This window comes from Vibrio sp. 10N.261.51.F11 (assembly GCF_041471665.1).
GTDB classification, from domain to species: Bacteria; Pseudomonadota; Gammaproteobacteria; order Enterobacterales; family Vibrionaceae; genus Vibrio; species Vibrio crassostreae_C.
The window spans coordinates 108,426-133,400 of the sequence record NZ_JBFROW010000003.1; the positions used below are offsets into that span (position 1 = coordinate 108,426).

The following is a 24,975-nucleotide window of genomic DNA, read 5'->3' on the forward strand; positions in this document are numbered from 1 at the left end:
GTTTGGTGTTTGAATAATATGAAAACTTCTTTAGCAACTATACCTACTAGTTCAATAGGATATAACTTTGATATCGTTATTTGTCATTGGAGCGATCGCTTAACGGCTTATCGCAACTATCCAGATGGTAGACAAGATATGATTGAGGGAGGTATTGGTATTGGTCTAGATTTTATCTGTAATGAGGCGACCAGAGATGGGTGGTTATCTGCCGTTCCTAAACCGTTGTTAGCTCAGAGTGAAATTTTTCCAGATCACCAGTACCAAATGCTCTGGCTTGCAGCTAATAGTGTCAACGCTAGAGAGATACTAAATGTCCGACCGATTATTCTAGCGATGCTCTGTGAGCATTACCCTGTTGATAATGAACAGGCTCTAGGACTAGCAAATCAGGGACAAAGAAAGATCCTAGAGCAACTTGGACTTGCAGGCACCAAGTCTGCGTTAAGATTTATCGATAAGTTAGATTTGACGTATGAACGTGCGGGGGAAATCTTCCACGTGATGAAGCTCCTTGATGCCAGAACTTGCCATTATAAGAGGTTCAGTCATTACAAAAAAATCAACTTCTCTAGCTTATCATTAGACAATACACATCCATTTCTGACAGGTACACGTCTAGGTCAATCATTGGAGAACACCGGCTACACAACGCGACTAAAACTAACGTTATGCATCGAAGATTCATTGCGACTTGGTCAAGCGTTGGGAGTACAAGAGCCAATGCAAAACATTGTTCGCCTTGAAAACAATGAGGCTTTGGTTGCGTTGCATGATGATTGGGTGCAAAGACATAACTTAGCTCGAACACAGTCTATGAGGCCCATTGACGCCAATATACCCTATATGCGCTACCTTTGTAAGACAGACAAGATAGAGCAGATCCAAGATTATGATGACCTATGCAAGGAAGGCGCTGAGATGCGCCATTGTATCGCTGTTTATCATAACCGTATTGCTCAAGGTCGGTATGCTGTATTTAGACTTTTTCAACCTGAGCGAATGACCATTGGGGTTAGTATTCTTCCCGGCAAATCATTTCCCTTTGAAATCGATCAAATTGCTGGCGCTCGAAATAAACTAGCAACCGAAAGTACCCGTAAAGTTATATTTGATTGGCTTGAATCAGCAAGAAAAGCCAAGATAAATTGATTGTTTTTTGTAAGCTTACCAATATCCCACACATTTTATTTTAGGTAAACGGGTCACATAATCAAAACGTAATATCGTATATCGTAGCAGTCCAATAAATCGTGACAAGGAACCTTCATGAATCTTATGCAGCAGTACCGATATAAACGCTACATAGCGAGGAGTCACGAGTTGGCAATATTGCGAGGATAAAATCGCCCAATAGCCAGCGGGCGATTCAATAACCCACTCACCATTCGATAATCATCAATAAACAGCGTCAGCAGTAGGAGCACTCATTGGCCTCAATTGAAAGCAAATATATTACCACTCTGTTCAGTGAATTAAACCAATACGGCCTGCGTGGTAACAGCGCATTATGGTCCATCTTACCCGTCGAGTTAATCGCCAATAGCGACCGCTACACCACCGTAGGCTTACTTAAATGGGTGGATGATTACGTTGTGACACTACTTGAGCAAGCAAGGCTTGCATCGAGTGAAGCAGGACTAGTCGGATGGCGAGCAAACGACAGCAATGACATCTATATCGAGTCTCTTAATCAAGGTGGTATGTCGGGTGGGCTACTTGATATACGTTATTGGCAAGAGGTGATGCGGCCAATGCTTGAGCAGCGCTGTCTGCAGCTAGAGCAAGGGTTACAGTTTAAGCAACAGCATCATTTGGAAAGCGTGTTTTTTATTGGCGATCTTCATGCTCAGCAAGATAAATTAACCACTTTGCTCGACAGCCAAGGGCTACCAGAACAGAGTGATGACTCTAATACCACCATTGTCTTCATTGGGGATTTAGTTGATAACAGCCCAAATTCAGCAACCGATCATATCGCGACGCTGAATACGGTTAAAAACTTAGTCGACAATAAACAAGCGCTTTGCTTACTAGGCAACCACGAGTTTAATGCGGTGGGTTGGTACCTAAAGGGCGCTGACGGAAAGCACCTTCGCGATCGCAGTAAAGCAGGCAATCAAAAACAACACGCGCATTTTCTCGCGCAGGTTGGTGAAGACTCGCCATTACATCAACATTGGGTCGAGTGGTTTATGACCCTGCCTTTGTATCTTAATTGTGGCGATATTCGTGCTATTCATGCCTGCTGGCACGAAGAGAGCATCGCACGCTTAGAGCAGTACCTTAATCCAGACCGTTCACTAAAATCAGAACATTGGGAAGAGGCTTTTAATCGTAATCACGAACTGTTTGGTCTAATTGAAACTCTGCTTAAAGGGCCAGAAGCACATTTGCCACAAGGCATTAGCTTTGCAGATAAGAATGGCATTGAGCGTAACGACATTCGTGTTGCTTGGTGGAAAGACGAGTACGCAGTAGATAGCTATCGAGAATTGGCGGTGGTTCCAGCTGCTCAAAAAACATCCATCCCCGATACGCCCGTTGAGTGTGGTGCAATGGCTTACAACACGCCACCTTTGTTTCCTGTCATCGTCGGCCACTACACACTCCCCCTGACACCGTTTCCGCAACCTGTGAGCGAGAGTGTCGTGTGCGTTGATTATAACGCCGCGAAGGAAGAGAACCCATTGGTGGGCTATCACGCTTATCTGCCCGGTTGGGACGAGTCACCCAACGAGTTAATCGGATCGCATGGCTTTGCGTATGCGAATGAACTGAACTGTGCTGAGGTGGTTAGCAACGGTATTACTCAACTGCTAAACGCGATGTTAGCCACGCTACCGGCAGCAAAAGCTGACAATGGCTTTTCTCAAACAGTGAGTGAAGTGCTGCTAACCGAATGGGACCCAATTGGGGTTTATGACCCTGATGAGGTGGATGAAGATTTGGCGGATGAGTATTCGCAATACGAGCCTGATGTTAATCGGTTGGCACAAACAGGCAATCTTCAGCAACTCGCGGCTTATTTACTGTTAACTGAGCAGCATGTTATTGGTGTTGAGCGAGAAGATGGCGCAGATTACTGCACAAAAACAGCGTACAAATTGGTAGAAAAATGGTCAGAGCTATTATCACAACAAAGTGAAGGCGATTTTGATAGTTTGTTCTGATAATTATTCAATATTTTTACAGTTACTCCAAACCGATGAGTTCTAAATGACTAAATATACAAGAAAAGCCAGTAAACATGGCCAGAAACCAACCTACACATTTACCGAAGTTAATAATCGAACGCTCAACGTGGTTAGAGACAATGATGGTGATCTGTTTGAGTACAATTTTTCTATTGGGCACAAATTTGAAACGTACGCTGGTACACCAGTAGAAATGATTGGTCTTAACCCTAATGGGGGGAACCCAGATTCAGGCTACTACATCATTGTGCGAGAAATTACACCGGAAGGTTTAGGTAAGTTAACAGATGTCAGCGCACAGAATCAGGTTGATAAAATTTATTGGGGTCTTAAACAAGCTGATGATTCTTCGATCAGTGGTGAAATCAATACACAAGAGCCACAGGAGTATGTTGAAGGAGCTGTTAAACAAGTCACTGTTAATAAATATGAAAGGGATCCAAAGGCAAGAAAAGCATGTATCGAATATTACGGTACAAGATGCCAGATTTGCAGTTTCGACTTTGCGAAAAAGTACGGACCTCATGGGTCGGGGTTCATTGAAGTTCATCATATCAAACCCCTTAATACCATCGCTAAAAGCTACAAGGTAGATCCAGTTAAAGACTTAATCCCAGTCTGTTCAAACTGCCATTCAATTTTACATCGAGGAACAAATCCTCTGAGTGTTGACGGCTTACGCTCAATTCTGAATTAAGGGAGTAAAATGATGGTAAATGAAATAGTTCAACGAATTATCGCACATTTTAACAATGACGAATGTCTCGTTACAGGTAAGAAAAGCTATGAAGCGACCCTAAGAGGCAAGACTATCATTGTGAAGTGCAATGGCTGCATTGAAGAAAATATTAAAGTGCTAGATGATGGTTCTATTAGACACAAAGAGATGACATTTAATAGCTTCGTTGAATGGCTATATTGGTATGAGATGTAAGCTTATAAGTCGCTATCATTTACGCGCTTCAATTAGAATACCTCTCGTCAATGAAAGGTATCTATCATGTACAAACAATCAGGCTTTGCTCTATTTAAGAGCATAACCTTGATGTCGTGGTGATCCCCACTCGTGTAAAGACTTACAAATAACTGGCACTATTTCCGACTTTTGCTGCATAAAATGTTATGCATTGTTTCAGAGGAAATATATAACTCAATTGCATACACGGTCATCGTAATAAGAGCAATTATTTGATATAAGGTATGCAATTCAAATTTGGAGTATCAATGGCTTATGGCGACTTCTTTAAACTTCGAACTCATTCGTGAACATAACGAAAAACTGGCAAATTTAGGATACCTCGCTGAGCAGATCCTACATTTAGACCCTGGCAGCGCGATTACGCGATTGCGTGGCTTTGCCGAAGAAGTCACCAAAGAGATTTATGCCATTGATGGTTTAGCAAGGCTTCCGCAGGCAAGCTTTATGGAACTGCTAAAGAACGATGCTTTTATTGATGTCACTGAATCACGCCTTCGAGATCAGCTTCATTTCTTGCGAGTAGAAGGGAATGACACTGCACATGGTGGTGACGGTTCTACGCGTAAAGCTTATGCGGCACTGGGTACAGCTCACTCTTTATCTCAATACCTTGCGATTAACTATTACGGCTTTCAAGTGTCCGAGCTCAATGAGCTTGTATATCCAGAGGCTCCTACCTCAAGCTCTTTAACGCAAAAGCAACTTGATAAAGCTATTGAAGAGAACGAACAGAAGCAACAAGCGCTGTTTGATGAATTAGAGCGCGAGCGCCAGAAGCGACAAGCAGCAGAAACTCAGGTCGAGTTAACGGCTGAACAACTCAAGCAAGCAAAAGCACAGGCGAAATCGCGTAGTCAACAATCGGCGAACAGCCTTCAATGGGATGAAAATAAAACTCGCCAGTTGTTAATTGATACATTACTGGCTCAGGCGGGTTGGGATATTAACGATCCAGAAAAAGTAGGCATTGAAGTTGAAGTCGAACATCAACCGACAAACTCGGGAGTAGGGTATGTCGATTATGTTCTTTGGGACGACGACGGCACGCCACTTGCCGTAGTCGAAGCGAAACGTTCGCGTGAACATATGCAAAAAGGCAGGGAGCAAGCTCGCTATTATGCTGAAGGTCTAGCAAAGCAACATAACTGTCCAGAGCCGATTGTGTTTTATACCAATGGCTATGAGATTTGTATTTGGGATACCAAGCAATACAACACCTATCGTCAGGTGTTTGGCTTCTATTCCAAAGATAGCCTGAAGTTTTTGCAATACCAGCATTTACATAAAGATCCAAATTTAGAACAACTCAACCCTAGCGCAGACATCGCAGGTCGACCTTATCAGATTGAGGCGATCAAATCGGTGACCAACCAATTCCAAAATCAGCGCCGTAAGGCACTGATTGTTCAAGCAACAGGAACGGGTAAAACTCGTGTATCCATTGCATTAGTTGAGTTGCTACTTCGTTCTCGCTGGGTTAAGCGCGTACTATTCTTGTGTGACCGTAAAGAGTTGCGCCGTCAAGCCGATGGAGCGTTTAAAGACTTTTTACCAAGTGAACCGCGTTGTGTCATCGGGGAGAAAAACCAAGTCGACCAGTCAGCTCGTGTATTCGTCTCGACTTACCCAGGTATGATGAACCGATTCTCACAATTGGATGTAGGCTTCTTTGATTTGATCATTGCCGATGAATCACACCGTAGTATCTATAACCGCTATCGTGACATTTTCGACTACTTTGATGCAATGCAGGTAGGTTTAACTGCAACACCAGTCAAGTTCATTGCGCGTAACACTTATGACTTGTTTGGATGTGAAAATGGCGACCCAACCTTTAACTTCGACCTAGCAGAAGCGATCTCGCATGAGCCACGTTTCCTAAATCCATTCAGAGTAAAAGAGTTCACTACCGAATTCTTACGTGATGGTATCCACTACAGCAAACTCACTCCAGAACAACAAGCGCAGCTTGAAGAAGATCTCGGAGAAGAAGAGGCGCAAAATACCACCATTAAAGGCAAAGACATTGGCAAGAAGATTTTCAGTGTCGAAACCGACAGTGCCATCCTAGAGAACTTGATGGAAAATGGCATTAAAGATGCCACTAAGTCGCTAGTGGGGAAAACCATCATCTTTGCGCAAAACCAAGCGCATGCTGAACAACTTGAGAAACTCTTCTGTGAAGATCTGTATCCACAATACGGCAGTAAAGTGTGTAAGGTGATCCACAATGCCGTTGATCGACCAGAAGCTCGAATTGACGAGTTTAAAAAGCCAGATAACGATTTCCGTATCGCTATTTCAGTAGACATGATGGACACCGGTATCGATGTTCCAGAAGTGGTCAACCTTGTGTTTGCACGCCCTGTGAAATCTTGGGTGAAGTTCTGGCAGATGATTGGGCGTGGTACAAGACTTTGTCCAGATCTGTTTGGCCCCGATAAAGACAAAGAAGAGTTCTTGATTTTCGACCACTATGGCAACTTTGAATATTTTGAAGAAGAGTATGTAGAAGCAGACACTGGCGTTAGCCGTTCACTGCTGCAAACCGTCTTTGAAGCACGCTTACAACTTGCCGATGAAGCTCAAAAGCGTGCCGACGTTAAAGCCTTTGAGCTCGCTTGCGCGCAGATGAAAGCGGATATTTGTGACCTACCCGAAGGCGCAATTGCCGTTCGCCGTGAGCTGAGAAACGTAAAACAGCTCCAAGAAACTGATCAGTTACTCCAAATGAATGGTTCCACTAGGCATTTACTGGAAACTACAATCGCGCCTCTGATGGGTAATCGCACACTAAAAGACAAAGATGCCTCAATGCTGGATCGCTTAACCTCACAAATTCAAAGTGCTCAGTTATCAGGTAGTAGTGAGATCGAAAACCTAAAAGCGGATTACATCTCTCGCTTACAAAACCTAGCAGTGACCATTACAGAAGTGCGCAAACAAGGCGATGAAATCGCAAGAGTGCAAACCCAGAAATACTGGCAAGACATTACGCTAGAGCAGCTTGAAAACACACGCACTAAACTGCGTGGGATCATGAAGTTCAAAAAGAAAGAACTGTCTCCCTATGAGAATATTCAGACAACCACAGCGCAAGATGGCGAGGTTCGTGAAACTGACCGTGTGGTGGTTATCGGTGATGAAACAGAAGCCATGGTTTACCGTAAGCGATTGAAAGACATTCTCGACAAAATGCTCGCTGATAATCCAGTATTACAGAAGATTCATAACAACCAAGCAGTGACAGAAGATGAACTAAAATCACTGACTTCAACAATTTTAACGCAGCACCCCGGTGTTGATGCGAATGCCTTGAACGCTTTTTATGGAAGAACGTCACAAGAACTGAGCCAAACGTTGGTTCAGTTGGTAGGCTTAGACGCCGATCTGGTCAATCAACGCTTTACCGATTTCATTCAAAATAACCAACTTAGCTACAAGCAAGTGCAGTTTTTGAATCAATTGAAACGCTTTATTTGTCAGAACGGGCGTATCAAAGTCGCAGATTTATACGAGGGGCCGTTTGAGCGCCTAACTGATGGCGAAGGCTTAGATATCTTCACCGATTCAAAAGCGGACGAGCTTGAAGCGTTAATGCAGCCATTTTTGATGCCACATTAACCAAACGGTCATTCAAAACACCGAAAAGGGAGTTTGTAAGGTTACGAACTCCCTTAATCATTATAAAATCTCATAATCTACACCTCTTAACTTTGTCGTTTGCAAAGTTAACAGCCACTAAAAGAAGAGCGCATTATGCTAACTGGTCAATTACGTAACGATATCGATGGTCTGTGGGAAAAATTTTGGACGGGTGGGGTAACCAACCCGCTGGTGGTGATTGAGCAGATCAGTTACCTAATGTTCTCTCGTATGTTAGATATGCAAGAAACCACGGCAGAGAAAAAGGCTAAACGAACAGGTAAACCATTTACTCGCCAGTTTCCGGAAACGCCTGAAGGTCAGTTACTACGTTGGCAAAACTTTAAAAACATGTCGGGTGCTGAATTGCTTCCTCACCTGCGTAACAACGTTTTTCCTCACTTTTCTGATATCGAGCTTAATGGTTCAGATATTGCGCAGTTTATGGCTGATGCTGATGTGGAGATCCGTAGTGAATCGGTACTGCTATCTGCGGTTGAAATGGTTGATAAGCTTCCGCTCGAGCAGAGTGATGTTAAAGGTGATATCTACGAATACCTGCTAAGCAAGCTCTCTTCTGCAGGGATCAACGGACAATTCCGTACGCCTCGTCATATCATCGATATGATGGTTGAAATGCTGGATGTGCAACCAACAGATGTGATTTGTGACCCTGCGTGTGGTACAGCGGGCTTCCTTTCTCGCGCAATGGAGTACCTGACGCGTACTCACACGAGCCCAGAAAGCATTTACCAGGATGAAGACGGCAACAACGTGTACACCGGTGACATGCTGCACGAATACCAAGACCACATTAATAATAAAATGTTCTGGGGTTTTGACTTCGACACCACCATGCTACGCGTTTCGGCAATGAATATGCTGCTACACGGTGTAAGCTCTGCCAACATCACATACCAAGACAGCTTGAACAAAAACTTCTCTGGCAAAGCTCAAGAAGAGAATTTCTTCGACAAAATTCTAGCTAACCCGCCATTTAAAGGTAGCCTAGATGAGCAGTCGGTAAACCCGCAAGTGCTTTCAATGGTGAAAACTAAGAAAACCGAGCTGCTATTTGTGGCGTTAATCTTGCGCATGCTTAAGCTTGGTGGCCGCAGCGCAACCATCGTGCCTGATGGTGTTTTGTTTGGTAGCTCAAAGGCGCACAAAGACCTGCGTCAAGAGCTGATTGAAAACAACCAATTAGAGGCGATGATCTCACTACCAAGTGGTGTATTTAAGCCATACGCTGGGGTATCTACTGGTATTCTTATCTTTACCAAAGGCGGCAGCACCGACAATGTTATGTTCTACGACATGCAGGCAGACGGCTACTCACTGGATGATAAGCGTAACCCAATCAAAGACAATGACATTCCAGAAGCATTGGCAAAATGGAAGCGTTACAGCGAGCTATACCAAGCGAACGATACTGATACTCTAACCGCAGAGTTTGGTGATAAAACACAAAAAGCCTTTATGGTGTCGGCGGAAGATATTAAAGCGCAAAAGTATGACCTTTCTATCAACCGCTACAAAGAAGTGGTTTACGAGGAAGAGGTGTACGAAGACCCTAAGGTGATTCTTGGTAAGCTGAAAACACTTGAGAATGAGATTCTGGCTGACTTAAATGAGTTGGAGGGGATGCTATGAGTTGGCCTAAAGTTAAGCTAGGTGATCTCTTTAAAGTAACCTCTGGCGGCACACCGTCTAGAAAAAAGCCAGAGTATTATGATGGTGGTGATATCCATTGGGTAAAAACGGGTGACCTGCATAATAAATATGTTAAGTCGGCTTCTGAATTCATTACTCAGAGTGGATTAGATGGTTCTTCAGCACGTTTATACCCTAAGGGTACAGTATTAGTTGCGATGTACGGTGCAACGATTGGAGTTTGCTCGATTCTTGATGTTGAAGCCGCGACCAACCAAGCATGTGCAGCCTTTACTCCAAATGAAAATGTTGACTCTGTCTTTCTTTACTATTTATTTAAACATAATAAGCCAGTTTTTGTTAAAGCGGGTTCTGGTGGAGCTCAACCTAATATTTCGGGTACATTTCTTAAGAATTTTGAAATCCCACTTCCACCATTAGCTGAGCAAAAACGCATTGCAGCCATTTTGGATAAAGCTGATGCCACCCGCCAAAAGCGCAAACAAGCCATCGACTTAGCCGACGAGTTCCTACGTAGCGCATTTTTGGATATGTTTGGTGATCCGGTTACTAATCCGAAAGGGTTTCCGTTAGGTACTATCCGAGATCTAATTGATTCCGCAAACTATGGAACGTCAGGCAAAGCATCAGAGACAGATGGTGAATTTCCTGTTCTACGTATGGGCAATATTACCTATCAGGGTGGATGGGACTTTACTGACTTAAAGTATATTGGTCTGACCGAGAAAGAACTACCAAAGTACCTTGTTCATAGAGGCGATTTGTTGTTTAACCGTACTAATAGTCGTGAACTTGTGGGGAAAACGGCAGTATACAATCAAGATGAACCAATGGCATTTGCCGGATATTTAGTGCGTGTTCGACCTAACGAGCTTGGTAATAATTACTACATCTCTGGATATCTAAACTCAGGGCATGGAAAAAAGGTCTTAGTTGGAATGTGTAAAAGTATTGTTGGCATGGCAAATATCAATGCGCAAGAATTGCAGGATATTAAGATTTTATTACCACCAATAGAGATACAAAATCAGTATGAATCATTGGTGAAATCTGTTTATGAAAAAACGATGACGCACAAGTCTAGTAGTACGGAACTTGAGTTATTGTTTAACTCTCTATCCCAAAAAGCTTTCTCTGGCGAACTTTAAACCAAGCCTTAAATAAACTCTAAAATTAGCAATGCTGAGGTTCTTCAGCATTGCTATCAACAACAATGGCCATCCTTTAATATCTATTCCGCTCAACCCCTTAAATTATTCAAAGGTTCAGTTACGAAAACGGGTCATCAAAACTTGAACTGCTGCAGCCAAAACTGTCATCGTCAAATAGGCTAGTGTCATCGAAACAACTGTTTGTACTGTCGTCGAACAAACTGTTGTTCATGCTATCGTCACTCAGTGAACTGATCGAGTCGTCAAAGAGGCTAGTACTATCAAAGCTATCTGATGAATCTATGCCGAATGGATTGCCTTCCACATCCACACCTCCTATGCCACCTACCATAGGTAACCCGTTTGCAGGGTTAATTGCATTGTCATCGAACGTTGTGGTGTCTTCTGAAAACAGAGTGCTTTCAATAGTGTCGGATTCAAACAGATCATCTTGGTCGTTATCGGGCATGGTGTCTGAATGTTCACTGCCTGAAGCTGTATCTGAAGTTGAAGCCATAGGGGAAAAGTCGCTGGTCTCAGTCATGTGAGAGACGAAAAAGTAGCTAAACACTCCGATGAAGATCCCGAAAGGTATCGCCAGCGAGCCAATCATGAGGCCGATGGCAGGAAAAAGAATAGCTAAGATATATTTCATATAGAGCCTCATCACTCGGCATGTTAGAAAACTAGATGTTCAAATCATCCTTATGTCTAAACAATAGCAACCCAACCATTTTGTGTTGTTATCAATGTTGAGATTTGCAGTCCATCCTTCACTAATAGTATTGACTCAATTTTTAATTTGTATATGTGATGTCAACTCTATAAATATATGCAATTTGATGATAATAGTATGAGTTAACTCGCTGATTTGTATCAGCATAACCACTTAAAGTTAATGATTACCGCTGAAAATGAATATCACCAAGCTATCTCTAACCAATTTCCGCTCATTCCAGCAAACACAAACTATCGAGTTTGCACCAGTCACCTTATTGTTCGGCCCAAATAGTGTCGGTAAGAGCAGTGTCCTTATGGCTCTGTTCTACTTACAGCATGTAATTAATAAGGGGCAATGTGACCCTCAGCGAATTGAAGCGCTCGGTAATAAATACGTTGGCGGCTTTAAGAATCTTATTAACGGTAAAGATCTCTCTAAAACCATGGTAATCAAGGTTGAGTACCAGAAACCAAAAAATCAAGCAGGACACAGCTTCGATGATAGCACTTGGTTTATTGAGGGTTTACATCAAAAAGCGGCTCAGTTAGGTGAGTCCGTATCTGAACCTTTACTCAATATGAGTAGCCCTAGTGAATGGGCCGACGAGATCGCGATTGAGTTTGAAATCAAGTGGTCTCACGCTGAAAAAACAGCGTTTGTCTACCGCCAATCTGTATGGTTAGACAACGAGTTCATTCTTGAAGTGAAGAACACCAAGCCGAACGACAACGCTGAAGTGAGCCGAGTTAACTATCTTCATCCTTTATTTAAAACGGATGACGAAGATGACACAGAAATGGCTTATCGGGAAGATGGCTCCTGCGGTGAATTTCATCACCATGTTTTAGAAGCAGCAACCTCTACCCCTATAGATGTATTGTTACCGAATAGTCAACGAAGGTTTGTTCACGCTCCATTTCACTTTCAATCTCGATCAGGTGCACTACCAAGGCTAGATAAAAGGTTAGAAACGAGCTTAGAGTCCGAACATGACTTGATTACTCGCAGAATCGAGGAGATTTTTAGTGATGTGATTGTCGCATCGCTCGCCAATTTAAACGATGTTCTTTCAGATAGCGTTGCTATTGGGCCACTAAGACAAATTCCTGATTCTACTTTCGATGCTGAAGATAAGGTGATTCAAAAGGATTGGTACTCGGGTAAGGCGAGTTGGGACACCATTTTTAATGCCGATATGGAGGTTGTTCATCGAGTTAACCGCTGGATGGCAGGCCGTGATTGGCTTGATCTTGGTTATGCCTTGGTTGAAAAGTCTGAGCAAGGGCGGATCGACTATATCAGTGATGGCGATAAGTTTAGTGATTTCACACGTAGACAACTGGATGAAGCGTCGAGCGAAGGTGTCAATCATAAGTATTTTTCTTCACGAGAGTATCAACAAGACGTGGTTACCTTGTGGGACCTTTCAAATGATATTGAGGTTTCAGCAAGTGACGTTGGTGCCGGTATTTCACAAGTTTTCCCCTTGGTGGTTGCGGCAGAGTCTAGCAAGCGTGGCCTGATTTGTTGCGAGCAACCTGAATTGCATTTACATCCCAAAGCACAAGTTTCATTGGGTGATTTGCTAACCCAAACTGACAGTAAAAACCATTACTTAATTGAAACTCACAGTGAGCATCTGATCCTGCGCTTACTTCGCCGTATCAGAGAAACGACAGATCAAGCGTTGCCAAGTGGCTTTACGCCAGTTAGCAAAGCGGATCTCTCTATTGTCTACCTAGAGTCTTCTGATGCAGGAGTTGTGGCACATAAAACACTGCTTACCGATGATGGTGATTTAGAAACAGGTTGGCCGAGTGGTTTCTTTGATGAAAGAGATGAGGAGCTTTTCTAATGTACAAGGAGATTGCACTCGACCCTCACTGTATGTCGGAATATCACTATTATGCGTTGCTTAAAAGTGCCTTTGGTTTTGAAAATGGTCGATATCTGGTAGCCCCAACTAAAGAGTGGGTTAGGGAGGCGTATCAAAGTGTTAAGGCTTCTGATATTGCGCCAACTAAGAAAAAGTCAGTGACTAATTTTCTTAATAAGTTGCAGCGAGATAAAGCTAATCCTTTCATTGTGTTACCAAAAGATCGAGCAGATTCAACACTGCAGGGTGGATATGAGAATTGGCTCAATTGGATGACATCACAACACTCACTAAGAGCATTCAACGCCGTTGTGTCAGAGCAAGGGGGCGCAGAACATATCAATTATGAGCAGATCATAGATGGAGACACGAGTTGGTCGATTCCTCCAACACTTTGGATCGATAAAACCGAGCACAATATCTTAGATGTGACTGTTCCACTACTGAATGTGGGAAAAGATCTAATCATTGCGGATCCCTATTTTAAACTCCCAGGTAATGCATTGCTCAAAGCTATTTTGCGTAGGGCCACATCCTCAGGTGTTCGCACCGTGAGTATCGTGACCACAATGGATTGCAGTAATTTATCAGGTGTTTTTGAACGCGAGTATCAAGCTTCAATGGTTGATTTACCGTTGGTGAATTATATCCGTGTACCACATGGGTTTATACACGATAGATATCTGCTCAGTGATAAAGCGGCCATAAAAGCGGGACAAGGCTTTTCAACGGCACCTGAAAAAGGCCTGCAGTCGGATCGATTAAGCATCAGTTTGTGCGGTTTAGAAGAATACAGAGAAACCAAAGCGTGTATCGACGAGTATCAAAACAAGCATCCAGAAATGTGCACGCGTTTGGGTGAATAATAAAACAATGGCTTAGATAAATATTATGGAATTACAGTTTAAGGATGTATCCGGTAAAGACAATATTGGCGATTTTACTTGGATCCATCAATCAGGGCGTCAGGCACTTATCGCAGACCTGGTATCGGGTTGCGACGTTGCTAGGGGGATAGACCTGCTAAGTAGTTGGTTAACCGTGAATCAAACTAATGAGCTGTTTGTCGCGGAACAAGTGATAGAAGATCTGCATCAACTCTTTTTCAACAATGGGGTTCAATCTACATTTGGCATCATCACTCAGAAGGCAGAAGAGTTTGAATTGTCTTGGGTAGGAAATATTCGGCTTTATCGAGTTGAGAAGGGGGTTAAAAGAGCCGAATCTCGCGGCTTTGAATCACAACCTATTTCTGTTGTTGGTAGTGAGGTCACGCCTATCGTTCATCACATGAACCTTGATAATGATGGGATTTCGAAGTTCATTTTAACCAGTGACGGTTTAAGCAGCCAAATGATGTGTGAGCTTAATTTAACCTCTGATGCTCTAACCAGTGGCCAACTGCAAAAAAAACTGCTTCCGGCGGTTGTTGACCAAGACTGGTCTGCACTTATCTTTCCGATGTCGAACTCGCACTCTTTTGTAGAAAATGACTGGCCATACAATCCGTTTGTTGGGGCACAAGAAGAGCGTTTACATGAACGCCGAGGCTTAGCTGAATTAGCAACACAACTTTTCACACAACCGCTTTTCGAAGGTTTTAGAATTGTCTCTTGCCCGCCGATCTTGAATGAAAACTCATCCCGTTTGTTTGATGGACTGCTTATTTATCCGTTTGGTGTGATTCCGCTTGAATTGAAAGATCATCACGGCAGTATCGCAGTTGATATGTGCACGAACAAACGAAACAGCTTGTTGGTCGATAATGATATGGGTCGCACTTACCTCTCGAATCCGGTCACTAAGCTCAGAGAAGCCTTAAGAAGGTTTGGAGATCTACCTGAGTTAAAAGCGCTGCTGCCAGAATTAAAAAATACTGGCTTAGTACTGTTTACGAATCGTAACGCCAATGTTGAGTGTATTTATGATGGTCAAACAGTTTCGGCTCCTTTTATGGAGATGGGGGAAGTCATTGTTGCGCAAACCGAACAGGTATCTTCGCTACTCGTTAAGTTCTGCCGCTCTCGATTTGGTAAAAAACCAAAACGGCGTTTGCTTGAATCGGAAATAAATCGGCTCGTTCAGGAACTGACTGCATCTCCTGTTGAACAGTATCAAGGTGCCATCACCGTTGGAGATTATGAAGTAGAGCTGGAAGCGGTTGAGTCGGAGTCAACAGATTACTTTACCGTTTACAACGCCGTTCTATTTAACGAACAGGTTTGGGCGAAGTGCTTTAATTTAGATCACTTAAGTGCTGTACATCGCCAAACCGAGCTCAAGAGCTTGGGCCGAGAAGCTCTAGTGCTTAAGCGCTTAAGCAGAGTGGATGGGGTTCAACGCTATCAAGATAAGGAATTACTTGAAGACAAGTTTTATGTGTTCGTTGAAAAAGCTCCTGCTGTAACACTTGAACAATGGCTTAGTGCGAACCCTACAAAAGAAGAGAAACTGAACCTACTGATCGAATTAGCAGAAACCATTCAACAGATTCAGAGCGTGGGTGACCCCGAGATTATTCATCGAGCCATTAACTTATCAAATATTCGTGTCACCGAACGAAGCGAGCCAATGTTGATAAATTTCGAGTTATGTCAGCAAGAAATGGTTGCGACACTGCCCCTAAATGCTAGAAGAACGTTCGAGCAGAAGTACCAAGCGCCGGAAGTAAATGAACCTGGTCAGTCTTTAACGTTTTCTTCCGATATTTTTAGTCTGGGATTAGTCGTGTTTTATTCGTTAAGTGGGGAACTGCCGTTTGAGCAATCGACAAAAGAATTAGTGAGTAAGGGGCGCCGCCCAGCGTATTGGAAACAGCTGTGCCAAAAGTTAGAGCTATCAGGACAATATGCTGAGTTTTGGCAGAGAATACTTCACGTTACACCTAAATACCGTCCAACAATTGAGCAAGTGATAGAGGTCTTAAAGACATGGAAATGACAACAAATGGCTATGCCAAACAATACCCCAAGGAAAAGGTAATCTATCAGTGTGAAGCGACGAAACGTGCTTTTTATCGCGTCAAATTGCCTCAGCTTGGCTTGTATTACGGGTTAAAAGAGATTGAGGTCGAGGATCTTAAAGCTAGTAAAGCCATTAAAAATGAGATTGTTGCTCTGAACCGTTTGCCGTTTGGTGTTGCAGCTAAGTGCCATCAATATTGGCAAGAGGGAAAGAAGCATTATCTTCTCATGGACTGGGTTGAAGGTAAGCCTCTTAATGAGTTTGTAACGACGGCACCAAATAATCGTAGAGAGTTTGCACAACGCCTGCGCTTGGCAGAGAAAATTGGTTGGAAGTTGGTTGAACTTCATCGTTATCGTGTTACCCATCGAGACCTGAAACCAGAAAATATCATTGTGCACAGTGACAAAAATCAGAATGTCACCGGAGTCAGTTTTATTGATTTTGGTTTATCCAACCAAAAGCGTTACCTTGAGGAAGGGACAGCACATTATCGCTCCCCGGAGCAAGAGTTTGTGAGACACGTGAGCCTCACACAGTCGTCGGACATTTTTTCATTCTGCCAACTTATTCACTATTTATTGACGGGTCAACCATTGGTACTTCAGCCAAATTTTGATAATTCGGATTGGGATGAGATGAACATTCACTTGCCTACCTCTATACCATCAAAGCTCCATGATACATTGCAGCAGGGGCTAACGTTCGACTGTAATAAGCGCAGTAAACAAGTATTTACTATCGTCAAAGCCTTACAAGAGGCTTCTAAGCAACTCAATAGCAAGGGGTAATCCTAATGTCTGCATACAATCAAACCGTGCCTTTTTGGCCGGAAGATAAATCAGCTAAATATGGTTCCGTTCTTCCTCTATTGTATCGTTTGGAAAATAATTATCTGGATAAAAACTGGCCTGACAATGGTGAAGGTCAAGAGGCGGTTATAAGCCAACTAAAGTCAACTAACAAAGCTTGGGCTTCTTCATTTAAGCCGAAAGATACCGTCATCGTCACCTTACTTATTGGTAAATATAAAATCACAATTAATGTTGCCAAGAGTGAGGAGAAACCTAGGCTTTGGGTGAGTCGGATTTACTATGCGAACAACCAAGACCGCCAGCGCATGCTGGAGCACGGGACTTTGCTCGAGTTTGATGGCATTGAGTTTCTGACGGGCCGAGAATTTGGCAATGGATTGGAAGCTCGTGATGTTAGGTTTAAGTATGGCTTATACGCAACTGAGTTACTCGATACAATCAATTCTCCATGGAATGTGGAGGGCGAGGAGCTAGAACCAGAACAAGCAGATGAGGAGGCGCTTTGCTACGAAGAGCAAGAGATGGTCGATGTGTTGCGCTGTTTCATTGATTCTGAATATGAACTCGAAAGAATTGCGGCTCAGCAATGTATGCCTTTCAATGCGACCTCTATCAGCGCTCGAAGTGAGCGAACAACCTACCGTCTTCACTATGAAATTACGTTAGATGAATTTGATTATTCCCGCTTACTTGAAGTACAACCAACGCTGCTTGAAATGCTCGACGAAATGCGAGAGCCAACAGATATATTATTAGAGGTGGCGGATCTCACCCCTGTAGAGAATGAACCTATCATTCACGTTAGTATCGAGAAACAAGCGTTAAATTCACAAATACCAGATCAAGCGCTTTTGGCTATTGCGGCTCTACCGACGTTAAAGAAGGTAAGAAACTCCGTTGTAGATTCTTTAGAGTCTGAGTCATCCAAAAACCCATGGTTGTTACCTTTAGCCGCTAAAGTGTATCAACATGAGCCTCTTACCCCAGTTAAGGTTCCATTACCTCCAAGTAAATTTCCACCGACACAGTCGCAAGTCAAAGCGATTGATAGTGGTGCTGGTAGTAATGATTACACTTTGGTTCTAGGGCCTCCGGGCACAGGCAAAACCACGGTTATTCTTCAGTGGGTGAAGTACTTCGCGGCGCAGGGTAAACGTGTTCTTGTGACATCGCAAAACAATAAAGCGGTCGACAATGTTCTAGAACGTTTGGCTGAAGAAGACGATTTTGAGTGTTTACGTATAGGCAACGAAAATAAAATCAGCTCTTGCTTGGAGGACATTACACTCGATAATAAAGCCGCTGAATTGCAAGCGCGTATGTTTAGTTCAGCCGATGAGACACTGAAAAACCTAGAGTCTCAACTCACTTATATTCATGAACTGCTTGCGAGTAGAAATGAAATTATCGCGAAAATGGATAATGCAGATAAAGCTCAAAGTGATCACATCCATCATATTAATAGGCAGAAAAGCTTACACGTAGAGTTGGCTGAAATAGAATCGCATATTCTTTCTCACGACAATGTTATTCGTCGATTAAATGCTCAATTAAAAGAAATTGAGCAAAAAGAGTGGCCGATTTTTAAGTCTGTTTCTCGATGGATAAACACTAAAAAGACCAATCTAGTCAATAGCCGTATAGAAAGCTCTCATATAAAGTCTGGAAAACTTAGCGAATCACGAACAACGACTATGGCCTCTATTGCTGATACAGAGAAGTCTATAGAGGAAGCTCAACAGCTTATTGAAAGCTGTAATCAAAAGATTGATGGTTACTTTAGAAAGGTCACTTCTCTAGTTGATGAGGTAGTTCTGCCAGGGCAGTCTGAGGACAGAGTAACGAAATTAGAACTGGTTCAATTGGATGAACTGTTGCGTAAAGTTTCGGGTATTCATAGCAACCTCACGCAGTGGTTCAATAAATTGAAAACCGAGCGTCAACAGGCGCTGTATAAAATCTTAATCGAAAACGTAAACGTGGTTGGTGCTACTTGTATTGGTATCAATACCAAAGCCCTATTTAGAGAACTCGACTTTGATGTTGTGATCGTAGATGAGTCTGGTCAGATACAACTCCACAACTTGATTGTCCCTTTGTCCCGAGCCAATAAAGCGATATTAGTCGGGGATCATAAGCAGCTACCGCCTGTAGTCAGTGATGAAGTACTGGAAGAGGTCGAAGCTAAAGACTTCGGTGACTACAAAGACCTTTATCGTCTCAGTTGGTTTGAGCACCTATGGAATGCCGCTCCGGACGACCGAAAAATTATGCTGGATACACAGTTTCGCTGTCCTTCCATTATTAGTGACTTTGTCTCGGAAGCATTTTATGAGGGAAACTATTTTGCTGGTGTCGGTATGGACAAGAAAAAGCCGCTACTTTCATACTGTCCACAGCCGATGATTTGGATAGACACGACTTGGTTAGAAAAGAAAGGCGAAAAGTCGACCTCAGAAGAGGGTAGAGCTGTGGTACAAGATAACGTTTGTGAGACAAAATTAGTTATCGAGCTTCTTAAAACATCAATTAAGGAGATGCCAGAACTTGCTGAGAATCGAGAGATAGGGGTTATTGTTCCTTACGCAAATCACGTGAAAGCTATCCAGAACGCAATACGCAGAGAACAAAAGCGTGGTGAGCTTCTGGAACTCAAGATGCCACTGAATGAACTGGTTGCTTCTGTAGATAGTTTCCAGGGGCAAGAGCGAGATTTGATCATATTCACCTTCACGCGTTCGAATCGACAAGGTAAGGTCGGATTCCTTGCGGATTGGCGACGACTTAATGTTGCTCAAACACGAGCTAAGAAGCAGCTTGTAATGATCGGTGATTCTCAAACATTGACTAAAGGTGCAGACCGAGATAATGCTCATGATGTGGAATTCAAGAGAGCGATGGTGCTGCTTAAGAGTAAGTGTTATGAGAAAGGGGCGCTAATCCAAGCGAGTCGTTTTCTTCCTAACGAAAAAACGGTTCAACGACCGCAAAACCCATCATTTCAAAACAAGCGTAAAGCACCGCAGAACCGCCACTCTAAAACAATGTTGGTAAGTGAAAATGGCTAAAAAGAAAACAAATAGTAATCCTTACTTCAATGTCTTGAAGAGTTACGCTGAAGTACTAAATTCTCAGATCGGATCTGATGAAACGCTCTTTTATGTTCGAGATAGTCTGTTACCTATTCTAAATGTGAAAATATTGGTAAAAGAGCGAAGTAGAGAGGAGTTAAGTGATATAGATTTAATGATCTTCAAGTTGATAGAGCAAGGTGTCAGTTCTGTTCAATCTATCGTAACTTTGACTGGTTTAGCAGAAAAACTTGTCACAAAGCACTTGAGTGAAATGGCAGGCCGTTCCTTTGTTACTTTTATTGATGGAAGGTTTAAATTAACAGCGTTGGGGGAAGAGACGCTTGAACACGGTGTCCCAATTCGCACCGTGCAGCGAGCCTATCGCTATTGTGCTGTTTCAGAACAACTGCTGCCGAAAGATGCGTATAAGTTACCTTACACCGAGGTAGATAAGCTTCGCTCTAGCGACTTTACACGTACGATTAGCTCGAACCATATCTTAGAAGAGTCTCAATTAGTTAACCTTAAAGGATTAGACTTATCAAAGGTCAGTTCGAAAAGAGCACTTGGTATTACCGACGAAGCATTATCCTTTGACGAGATTATTGGGTACTCATCTGGTTATCTTCAAACACGGGTCTTTTTGGTCGGCAAAAATAAGCCTCAAAGAGCGATTGTGGCATTTGGAGAAACCTGCGTTGAATATGATTTAGAGGGAATATTGGCGACAGTTACAGCATTAAATGACGAAAATATCATAGGTAACTTAAACGAGTTTCATCAAAGGCAAAAGGTCTCTTTTGGAGATGGAGAAGTCACACTTGATGAGTTCGGTCTCCCAGTTGTCAATATTACGCGAGCAAATCTCGATTGGTTGTCAAAAGGGTTAGAGTCAGGGCAGAAAGCCATCATTATGTGTGGGACTCAAGCTTTACCTGCTAAGCCTATAGGCTTGAAAGCTTGGGGTAGGCTATCAAGTATATCTGGCTTGACCATTCGTTACTGTCTGCTTGAGGAAGAGTTACAAAAGGATGCATCTAGCCTAAGGGAGTACACTGATTTATGTGATTCGTATATGAGAATTCCTCGAGACGAAAGACCTTATTCAAAGCTAAGTGCTTACATTGAAAATACACTATCGGTGGAAGAGATAGAGCATGTACGTGTACTTGCTGAGCGCTATTCTATAGCTAGGATCAGTAATAATTTACCCAAGACAGAGGCGGTTGAAGCTTAATGGCTGAGTATAAATGGCAGGGGTGGGGATTTTTACCGCTCTTTATCTCAAAGAAATCATTTTTAGAACTTGTGAACTCAGGAAATTGGAAACATTGGAGCGAAGATTTACAAGATCATGAGATCAAAGATATAAGACGCTTCTATACTCGATCTAGTGCCGATTTGTTAAGGCCAATGAAACAAGGTCGCTACGTGTTTGAAGCTAAATTGAGTGATAGCCCGTTGTTATCTTTGGTACCTAATCAACAATCGTTTAATCACGAATTTTCGGTCTGTATTACCAAGCTACAGCTTCTCCAAATGGGCGAGGTGAGTCTGCTTTATTTGCATTTTGAATCTAGCGATAACCTAAGTGCAACTAGTATTGCTGAGCTCAATAGAACTGTTTTTCAATGGGAGCCGAGAACGGAAAGGCATAATGTTTGTCTATGGGAGGATTCAGAACAACAAAAGAAAGGATTAAAGCAACACATTAGTGACTTACTAAGCCTTCCTCTAAGCAATAACAGCCACTATGAAGAAGATGCTTTTGGTCATGAGCTTGTTAGTTGTTCTTGGATTAAGCAAGTAAGTGATTTTGACCAATCTGACACTATTTGTGTGAGTGAGCTTAGCGCAGGAATCAATTTTTCTAACCCTAGGTATAAGCTCTCTGAAAACGAAAAACAGAGGCTTATCGAGAACCAATTTCACTACTGGTCTGATTGGCGCTGTCAATTTAATCTGAATCGTCTTGTTTTTGTAGATCAAACCCCAGGAGAATCATCACTAAACTGGAACTTAGCGACGAACCAGTACTATCTTGATTTGTTAGCCGCGGTAATTTGCCAACGAACAACGCTCGGTCGTTTTAAAGATGAGATGATTTTAAGCCCGAACAAACAAAGAGCGAGGCTTTACGAACGGATATCCCTATTTAGACGATCGTATAAAATGTCTCATGTCTCTACTTACCCTTTTGCAGAGAGATTGTATCAATATCTGTGCTGCCAAGCAGATTTAGAGTTAATAGAACAAAAAGCATTCGTCGAGCTGGAGCATAACCATGCGTTATGGAAGCAAGAGAAAGACGAATCATCCAACACGGTTTTGTTGTTAGTATCACTTGTGGCTGCTTTGCTCGTCCCCGCCAGCTCTATAGCCACAATTATGGCATTAACAAAAGAACAAATGAATCTAACCTTTTGGGCTATATCTGGAAGTATCACTCTAGTTACCGCGATTGTAATGGTGTGGCCGCCACTTAAACGTTATTTGAAAAGTAAAGATTGATGAGAGAACCAGAATCGAGCAGTAATTTTGTAATTGAACTTATTATCGGCATTGTATTGGTTGTGTCTCTTGATTCGGCCTTAATAGCTGTACTAAATATTAGCTTAGTACGGCTAACTGGTAACCAATTGGTGGATGTTTTGTTAATGAGTTTGTTCTTTTTTGGTTTGTATATGACAAAAGTATCACTGTGGCTAAGGGTGCGATTAGTGTCTTTTATCTATAGGTTTTGCAAGTAAACTTCTTAGCTACTTTACCCAAATATGACTCTTTCTATAAACTCTCAGCTCAAACACGCAGGGAGTTTCTCATTTTGAGCATTCATAAGCTTAAGAATACCAATCTGAATTATCTAACTTTTATCATAGCGTTCGAACAAACAAGGGTTTAGAGCATATGACGATACAATTGGTAAAAATTCAAGGTGATGAGACACCGCTGTTCGCCCCGTTTTCTGGAGTTCAAATTGCAGGAGAGGGCGTGCAGAGTTGGGATAAGCTTGAGGAAGATCCGACGTTTCTATTCGGTTTTTGTTTAGAAGCTGGTGAGTTTGTTTATATCAACAATGAATTATCTCAAGCTGTTGGCTTTGATATTTCTGATGTTGAACTTACGGTAGAGCAGCTTTGTAGCATGCTGAAAGTTCGCAATGGTGTTTGTATAGAGCACAATACTGGCTGGGGCGGTAGCTACATTGTAGCGTTTGGGGAGCTGAGTGTATGCTAACACAAGGTGATATATGCCCACATTGTGGTTTGATAATCATGATGCCAACTGACTTAACTCCAGAGTGTTTAGGCTGTGGAAAGATTATCAATCAGGAAACAGACCAAACAGATGGTGACGAATTTTATGGTATCTAGACGATAGCATAACTATTAAGTCCTTCTTTTTCATACAAGACCAAATAACTTAGTGAGCCTATTTTGAAAAATATTTTGGTAGCCGTAACAGGCGCAAGTCCTCAAGTCCTAACTGAAACGTTGTTTGCATTGAATCATCAAGGTAAAACAATGCCTGATGAAGTATTTGTGATTACTACCGCTAACTCTAAGCTAACGCTAGAAGAAGGGTTATTTCAAGATGGTCATTGGAACAAGTTAATACAAGATTATCAACTTCCAGACATTAAGTTTAGTTCTGACAATATTTGGTTGATCTCTGATGAAGAAGGCAATGTGTTAGATGATGCAAAGGCCGAAGCAGACCAAGTCGTCATGGCTGACTTTATTACACAGAAAGTAGAGGAGCTGACTCGTAATGACGATGTTGCGATTCATGCTTCAATTGCTGGCGGACGAAAGACAATGGCTTTTTACATGGGCTACGCAATGTCTTTGTATGGCCGTGAGCAAGATGTGCTGAGTCATGTGTTCGTAGACGATGATTTTGAGTTTGTGAGTGAATTTTATTACCCAACTCCTTACGACAAGTACATCGTCGGGAGAGATAAAAAAAAGGTCGTAAACACCAAGGACGCTAATGTCACCCTGGCTGAAATCCCGTTTGTAAGAATGCGTCGTCAGGTTGATGAGTCAATTTACAACCAAATGCAAAGCCATTCGTTTTCAAAAACTGTATCAGCTTTGAATAGTGCACATAGCTCGGAAATTAAAGTAAAAATTTCGACCAAGGATAAGACATTAGATGTGGCTGGTGTACCTGTAAAACTTACAGCTAAAGCGCTAGCGATTTACTTATTCTTCGTCAAAAAAGCCATGAGAACGGAAACGTTGGGGCGAATATTTGAAGAAGACGTTGACCAAACACGTGAATATTTAGAAGTATTAGACTCAATGAAAGCCGACGTGCGTTTGTACAAAAGCATGGGTTTAGAAGATGAGGGGCAGTGGCGTCAGAATGATTTTGAATTGACACCTAAATTGACGAAAGACTTTGTACGTCAGTCATTAAGTGCATTCCATAAAACGTTAGAAGGGCGTTTAGTTCCAGATATCGTGGAAAAAATCAAAGTGCACTCTGATGGTGCCAAAGCCGGTGCGAGTTATAGTGTCAATAGTGGTATTACTATTGAGGTAGATGGGCTGGTTGTCTGACGCTAAACAAATGTTTGGTCTGAAAACCTTGTATCCATTTAACATTAGTGCGTTAACGCAGGTGTGATAATAGGATCTTTGATGGCATGGTGTATCTTCTTTGTGAGTAAGCATAAATAAGGTACATCAATGAGATTTCTGAAAATAAAGGAAGTCATGACAAAGACCGCTTTAAGTAGGTCTTCTATTTATCGAAAGATGAGTGAGGGCTCATTTCCTAAGCCCGTACCTATAGGGGAGAGGGCCGTTGCTTGGATCGACAGTGATGTAGAAGAGTGGATGAAAGAGTGTTTAAAGCAGCGATGATTGCA

General features: G+C 42.4%; 18 protein-coding genes. 17 read left to right on the forward strand and 1 reads right to left on the reverse strand.

What is annotated here, in order from left to right; translation table 11 throughout:
• The first annotated feature begins 18 nt into the window (after window positions 1-18).
• The 7 genes from AB4351_RS01020 to AB4351_RS01050 all read left to right on the forward strand — a co-directional run bounded on the left by AB4351_RS01020 (window position 19) and on the right by AB4351_RS01050 (window position 10,643).
• The gene (locus AB4351_RS01020) at window positions 19-1,152 is read left to right on the forward strand and encodes a PcfJ domain-containing protein (protein ID WP_372124816.1); all 1,134 of its coding nucleotides are present in this window, start codon (window positions 19-21) and stop codon (window positions 1,150-1,152) included.
• Between the two features lie 278 nt (window positions 1,153-1,430).
• Window positions 1,431-3,173: a metallophosphoesterase gene (locus AB4351_RS01025; protein WP_372124817.1), complete on the forward strand. Its 1,743-nt coding sequence runs from the start codon at window positions 1,431-1,433 to the stop codon at window positions 3,171-3,173.
• A 46-nt stretch (window positions 3,174-3,219) separates the two neighbouring features.
• Window positions 3,220-3,894 carry an HNH endonuclease gene (locus AB4351_RS01030; RefSeq protein WP_017072273.1) on the forward strand — a complete coding sequence of 225 codons (675 nt, stop codon included), beginning with the start codon at window positions 3,220-3,222 and terminating at the stop codon, window positions 3,892-3,894.
• A gap of 9 nt (window positions 3,895-3,903) precedes the next feature.
• A complete protein-coding gene (locus AB4351_RS01035) occupies window positions 3,904-4,131 on the forward strand; it encodes a hypothetical protein (protein ID WP_372124819.1) in 228 nt (75 codons plus the stop codon).
• 297 nt (window positions 4,132-4,428) lie between these two features.
• On the forward strand, window positions 4,429-7,800 hold the full coding sequence (locus tag AB4351_RS01040) for a DEAD/DEAH box helicase family protein (RefSeq protein WP_372124820.1): 3,372 nt from the start codon (window positions 4,429-4,431) through the stop codon (window positions 7,798-7,800).
• Window positions 7,801-7,935: 135 nt separating this feature from the next.
• Window positions 7,936-9,474, forward strand: coding sequence for an N-6 DNA methylase (locus tag AB4351_RS01045; RefSeq protein ID WP_372124821.1), 1,539 nt, complete (start codon window positions 7,936-7,938; stop codon window positions 9,472-9,474).
• Window positions 9,471-10,643, forward strand: a complete 1,173-nt coding sequence (locus AB4351_RS01050) for a restriction endonuclease subunit S (RefSeq protein WP_372124823.1) — start codon at window positions 9,471-9,473, stop codon at window positions 10,641-10,643. The genes AB4351_RS01045 and AB4351_RS01050 overlap by 4 nt, the downstream gene beginning before the upstream one ends.
• A gap of 121 nt (window positions 10,644-10,764) precedes the next feature.
• Here AB4351_RS01050 and AB4351_RS01055 read toward each other — a convergent pair whose 3' ends face one another.
• The gene (locus AB4351_RS01055; RefSeq protein WP_372124825.1) at window positions 10,765-11,301 is read right to left on the reverse strand and encodes a hypothetical protein; all 537 of its coding nucleotides are present in this window, start codon (window positions 11,299-11,301) and stop codon (window positions 10,765-10,767) included.
• A 259-nt stretch (window positions 11,302-11,560) separates the two neighbouring features.
• Here AB4351_RS01055 and AB4351_RS01060 point away from each other — a divergent pair, with 259 nt between their 5' ends.
• The 10 genes from AB4351_RS01060 (at window position 11,561) to AB4351_RS01105 (ending at window position 24,970) form a co-directional block, all read left to right on the forward strand.
• Window positions 11,561-13,222 carry a DUF3696 domain-containing protein gene (locus AB4351_RS01060; protein ID WP_372124827.1) on the forward strand — a complete coding sequence of 554 codons (1,662 nt, stop codon included), beginning with the start codon at window positions 11,561-11,563 and terminating at the stop codon, window positions 13,220-13,222.
• Window positions 13,222-14,109 (forward strand): hypothetical protein, encoded by an 888-nt coding sequence (locus tag AB4351_RS01065; protein ID WP_372124828.1) that lies wholly within the window; start codon window positions 13,222-13,224, stop codon window positions 14,107-14,109. Before AB4351_RS01060 ends, AB4351_RS01065 begins: the two co-directional genes overlap by 1 nt.
• A 25-nt stretch (window positions 14,110-14,134) precedes the next feature.
• On the forward strand, window positions 14,135-16,183 hold the full coding sequence (locus AB4351_RS01070) for a protein kinase family protein (RefSeq protein WP_372124830.1): 2,049 nt from the start codon (window positions 14,135-14,137) through the stop codon (window positions 16,181-16,183).
• Entirely contained in the window at window positions 16,174-16,998 is an 825-nt protein-coding gene (locus tag AB4351_RS01075; RefSeq protein WP_372124831.1) for a serine/threonine protein kinase, read from the forward strand. Before AB4351_RS01070 ends, AB4351_RS01075 begins: the two co-directional genes overlap by 10 nt.
• 5 nt (window positions 16,999-17,003) lie before the next feature.
• Window positions 17,004-20,090 (forward strand): DEAD/DEAH box helicase, encoded by a 3,087-nt coding sequence (locus AB4351_RS01080; protein ID WP_372124833.1) that lies wholly within the window; start codon window positions 17,004-17,006, stop codon window positions 20,088-20,090.
• A complete protein-coding gene (locus AB4351_RS01085; RefSeq protein WP_372124835.1) occupies window positions 20,083-21,333 on the forward strand; it encodes a hypothetical protein in 1,251 nt (416 codons plus the stop codon). Before AB4351_RS01080 ends, AB4351_RS01085 begins: the two co-directional genes overlap by 8 nt.
• A complete protein-coding gene (locus AB4351_RS01090) occupies window positions 21,333-22,607 on the forward strand; it encodes a hypothetical protein (protein ID WP_017071517.1) in 1,275 nt (424 codons plus the stop codon). The genes AB4351_RS01085 and AB4351_RS01090 overlap by 1 nt, the downstream gene beginning before the upstream one ends.
• A 396-nt stretch (window positions 22,608-23,003) precedes the next feature.
• Entirely contained in the window at window positions 23,004-23,333 is a 330-nt protein-coding gene (locus AB4351_RS01095) for a hypothetical protein (RefSeq protein WP_104028040.1), read from the forward strand.
• A gap of 200 nt (window positions 23,334-23,533) precedes the next feature.
• Window positions 23,534-24,664 (forward strand): CRISPR-associated ring nuclease Csm6, encoded by a 1,131-nt coding sequence (gene csm6, locus AB4351_RS01100; RefSeq protein WP_017071513.1) that lies wholly within the window; start codon window positions 23,534-23,536, stop codon window positions 24,662-24,664.
• 129 nt (window positions 24,665-24,793) lie between these two features.
• Window positions 24,794-24,970 carry an AlpA family transcriptional regulator gene (locus AB4351_RS01105; protein ID WP_372124837.1) on the forward strand — a complete coding sequence of 59 codons (177 nt, stop codon included), beginning with the start codon at window positions 24,794-24,796 and terminating at the stop codon, window positions 24,968-24,970.
• The last annotated feature ends 5 nt before the right edge of the window (window positions 24,971-24,975 follow it).